Source organism: Rhodovulum tesquicola (genome assembly GCF_024128855.1).
GTDB lineage: Bacteria > Pseudomonadota > Alphaproteobacteria > Rhodobacterales > Rhodobacteraceae > Rhodovulum > Rhodovulum tesquicola.
Map to the genome: position 1 here is coordinate 1 of NZ_JAMYDV010000049.1, position 3,620 is coordinate 3,620.

Sequence of the window (3,620 nt, forward strand, 5' to 3'; positions counted from 1 at the left end):
GGCTTCAAGCGCCACCTTCGCCTTGAAGTCCGCGCTGTAGTTCTTCCGTTTGCCAGCCACGCTGTTCGTCCTCGTCTTCCTCGGCGGCAAGCTTAGCAAACTGTCCAGTTTCTGGGGACCACCTCAATGCGCCATTGGGCCGTGCATTGGCGGGCCGTTCTGGCGGGGATCGGTGTTGACAAGCCCTCCGACTCCTCCTATACGGCGCGAACTCGGGGCGGCGGCCTTGTCCGCCATGCCCGAAATCAGAACTGTAGTGGTCACGATCCGGGCCCCCAAGCCCCGATCCTCTGGAATTCCACCGCGTCGTTCCCGGGCAGATGGGAGCGCATGCGGCTTTCGCGTTTCGTGGACGCACGAGGCGCCGACGAAGACGAGATTTGAACGGGTTGCAACACGGGGAACCGGAATGCCGACAATCCAGCAGCTGATCCGCAAGCCGCGGCAGCCGAAAGTGAAACGCCAGAAGTCCCAGCACCTGCAGGGTTGCCCGCAGAAGCGGGGTGTCTGCACGCGCGTCTACACCACCACGCCGAAGAAGCCGAACTCGGCCATGCGGAAGGTTGCCAAGGTGCGCCTCACCAACGGTTTCGAGGTGATCAGCTATATCCCCGGCGAGAGCCACAACCTTCAGGAACACTCGGTCGTGCTGATCCGCGGCGGCCGGGTCAAGGACCTTCCGGGTGTCCGCTATCACATCCTGCGCGGTGTGCTGGATACCCAGGGCGTCAAAGACCGCAAGCAGCGCCGTTCGAAATACGGCGCCAAGCGTCCGAAGTAAGGAGAGACGTCGATGTCCCGCCGCCACGCCGCCGAAAAGCGCGAAGTCCTGCCCGATGCCAAGTTCGGCGATCGGGTTCTGACGAAATTCATGAATAACCTGATGGTCGACGGCAAGAAATCGGTCGCCGAGCGCATCGTCTACTCGGCGCTGGACCGCGTCGAGAGCCGCCTCAAGCGCGCCCCGATCGAGGTCTTCCACGAGGCGCTCGACAATGTGAAGCCCTCGGTCGAGGTGCGCTCGCGCCGGGTCGGCGGCGCCACCTACCAGGTGCCGGTCGAAGTGCGCCCCGAGCGCCGCGAGGCGCTGGCGATCCGCTGGCTGATCGACGCCAGCCGCAAGCGCAACGAGAACACCATGGAAGAGCGCCTGGCGGGCGAACTGGTCGATGCCGTCCAGTCCCGCGGCACCGCGGTGAAGAAGCGCGAAGACACCCACAAGATGGCCGACGCCAACAAGGCGTTCAGCCACTACCGCTGGTAACAGACAAGGCCGGGAACCGAACCAATGGCACGCGAATACCCCCTCGAGCGCTACCGAAACTTCGGTATCATGGCGCATATCGACGCTGGCAAGACGACCACGACCGAGCGTATCCTGTTCTATACCGGCAAGTCCCACAAGCTTGGCGAAGTCCATGACGGCGCCGCCACCATGGACTGGATGGAGCAGGAGCAGGAGCGCGGGATCACCATCACCTCCGCCGCGACCACGACCTTCTGGCAGCGCCAGGAGGATCCGACCGCCGAGGGGACGTCCGACACCAAGTTCCGGTTCAACATCATCGACACCCCCGGACACGTCGACTTCACCATCGAGGTGGAGCGTTCGCTTGCCGTGCTCGACGGGGCGATCTGCCTGCTGGACGCCAATGCCGGTGTCGAGCCGCAGACCGAGACCGTCTGGCGCCAGGCCGACCGCTACAAGGTTCCGCGCATCGTGTTCGTCAACAAGATGGACAAGATCGGCGCCGATTTCTTCAACTGCGTGAAGATGATCAAGGACCGCACGGGCGCCACGCCCGCGCCGATCGCGCTGCCGATCGGGGCCGAGGACAATCTCGAGGGCATCATCGACCTGATCTCGATGGAAGAGTGGACCTGGAAGGGCGAGGATCTGGGGGCCTCCTGGACCCGCCAGCCGATCCGCGACGAGCTGAAGGACCTGGCCGACGAATGGCGCGCCACGCTGGTCGAGCTTGCCGTCGAGCAGGACGATGCCGCGATGGAGGCCTATCTCGAAGGCAACGAGCCGGACGTTCCCACCCTGCGCAAGCTGATACGCAAGGGCACGCTCAGCCTGTCCTTCGTGCCGGTGACCGCCGGTTCGGCGTTCAAGAACAAGGGTGTTCAGCCGCTGCTGAACTCGGTGATCGACTTCCTGCCGAGCCCGCTCGACGTGCCGGCCTATATGGGCTTTGCCCCGGGCGATGAGACCGAGACCCGCAATATCGAGCGGTCGGCCGATGACGCGCAGCCCTTTGCGGGCCTTGCGTTCAAGATCATGAACGACCCGTTCGTCGGTTCGCTCACCTTCACGCGCATCTATTCCGGTCAGCTCAAGAAGGGCGACCAGATGATGAACTCGACCAAGGGCAAGCGCGAGCGGGTCGGGCGGATGATGATGATGCACGCCATCAACCGCGAGGAAATCGACGAGGCGTTCGCCGGCGACATCATCGCGCTTGCGGGGCTGAAGGAGACCACGACCGGCGACACGCTCTGCGATCCGGCCAAGGCGGTGGTCCTGGAGACGATGACCTTCCCCGAGCCGGTGATCGAGATCGCGGTCGAACCCAAGACCAAGGCCGATCAGGAGAAGATGGCCCAGGCGCTGCAACGTCTGGCCGCCGAGGATCCGTCCTTCCGCGTCGAGACCGACCTCGAGTCCGGCCAGACCATCATGAAGGGCATGGGCGAACTTCACCTCGACATCCTTGTCGACCGCATGAAGCGGGAGTTCAAGGTCGAGGCGAATATCGGTGCGCCCCAGGTGGCCTATCGCGAAACCATCAGCCACAAGGCCGAGATCGACTATACCCACAAGAAGCAGACCGGCGGTTCGGGCCAGTTCGCACGCATCAAGCTCGAGATCGAGCCGACCGCGGCGGGCGAAGGCTACAGCTTCGAAAGCAAGATCGTGGGTGGTGCGGTGCCGAAGGAATACATCCCCGGCGTCGAGAAGGGTATCCAGTCGGTGATGGATTCCGGTCCGCTGGCGGGCTTCCCGGTGATCGACTTCAAGGTGGCCCTGGTGGACGGCGCCTATCACGACGTCGACTCCTCGGTTCTCGCCTTCGAGATCGCCTCGCGGGCCGCTATGCGCGAAGGTCTCAAGAAGGCCGGCGCCAAGCTGCTCGAGCCGATCATGAAGGTCGAGGTGGTGACGCCCGAGGAATATACCGGCGGCATCATCGGCGACCTGACCTCCCGTCGGGGGCAGGTGCAGGGCCAGGACAGCCGCGGCAACGCGAATGTCATCAACGCCTTCGTGCCGCTGGCCAACATGTTCGGCTACATCAACACTCTGCGCTCGATGTCTTCGGGCCGCGCGCAGTTCACGATGCAGTTCGACCATTACGAGCCGGTGCCGCAGAACATCAGTGACGAAATCCAGGCGAAATACGCCTGACGCCCGGTGGGGTTCACCCACCCTACACACAAACCGTAGGGTGGGTGCCAACCCACCGCCGGACCAGTTAGCAGGAGGCCCCCATGGGTAAGGCAAAGTTCGAACGTACGAAACCGCATGTGAACATCGGGACGATTGGTCACGTTGACCACGGCAAGACGACGCTGACGGCGGCGATCACGAAGTATTTCGGCGAGTTCAAGGCCTA

The 3,620-nt window shown here is 63.5% G+C and carries 4 protein-coding genes; all 4 read left to right on the forward strand.

The window, feature by feature from the left end; genetic code table 11:
- Positions 1-409: 409 nt before the first annotated feature.
- On the forward strand, positions 410-781 hold the full coding sequence (rpsL, locus tag NHN26_RS17225; protein WP_132546720.1) for a 30S ribosomal protein S12: 372 nt from the start codon (positions 410-412) through the stop codon (positions 779-781).
- A gap of 12 nt (positions 782-793) precedes the next feature.
- A complete protein-coding gene (gene rpsG, locus NHN26_RS17230; RefSeq protein WP_132697050.1) occupies positions 794-1,264 on the forward strand; it encodes a 30S ribosomal protein S7 in 471 nt (156 codons plus the stop codon).
- A gap of 24 nt (positions 1,265-1,288) precedes the next feature.
- The gene (fusA, locus tag NHN26_RS17235) at positions 1,289-3,412 is read left to right on the forward strand and encodes an elongation factor G (RefSeq protein WP_253090533.1); all 2,124 of its coding nucleotides are present in this window, start codon (positions 1,289-1,291) and stop codon (positions 3,410-3,412) included.
- Positions 3,413-3,495: 83 nt separating this feature from the next.
- Positions 3,496-3,620, forward strand: a 125-nt coding sequence (locus NHN26_RS17240; RefSeq protein WP_253088645.1) for a GTP-binding protein, incomplete at its 3' end; no start/stop codon positions are given.